Source organism: Legionella qingyii (genome assembly GCF_003184185.1).
Genome location: NZ_QHJG01000088.1, coordinates 1 through 472, shown reverse-complemented (window position 1 = coordinate 472; position 472 = coordinate 1). Strand labels below are relative to the sequence as shown.

Sequence of the window (472 nt, the reverse complement as noted above, 5' to 3'; positions counted from 1 at the left end):
AAACATCTGGGAATTCTCATATCAATCTGTTCTATTCTTAAACTTTGATGAAATCGCCCTGTGATTTATCTTTGTGCCGGACAAAAAAACTGAGATATAGGAATAGATGTGGAATAACTCGCTGATAACAAAAGAATTTCATATAATCTTTTTGTCTAGAAAAGGTGTGAATATGAAATATATCAGCGAGTTACGAGAGATATTAGGTGAAGAACTCCTTTGGCACAAGTCCCGAATAGATTGTTTTGCTCAGATGTTATTGGCTTTATTCACTGTACGAAGTGTTAATTTAATTGAAATTGCAGTAGCCATGCAAGGAGGGACTTTGATTGAGTCGCGTTATAAACGTGTGAAGCGGTTTTTTTCAGGCTTTAAATTTGATTTTACGTGTATTTCGCGGTGGATATATTATCTATTTTTTTCCGAAACCCAGCCTGTTTATCTAGCGATTGATAGAACGAATTGGTACTGG

The 472-nt window shown here is 35.4% G+C and carries 1 pseudogene; it reads left to right on the top strand.

What is annotated here, in order from left to right:
- Window positions 1-172 precede the first annotated feature (172 nt).
- Window positions 173-472: pseudogene (locus DGG96_RS20590) on the top strand (IS4 family transposase); the annotation flags it as partial.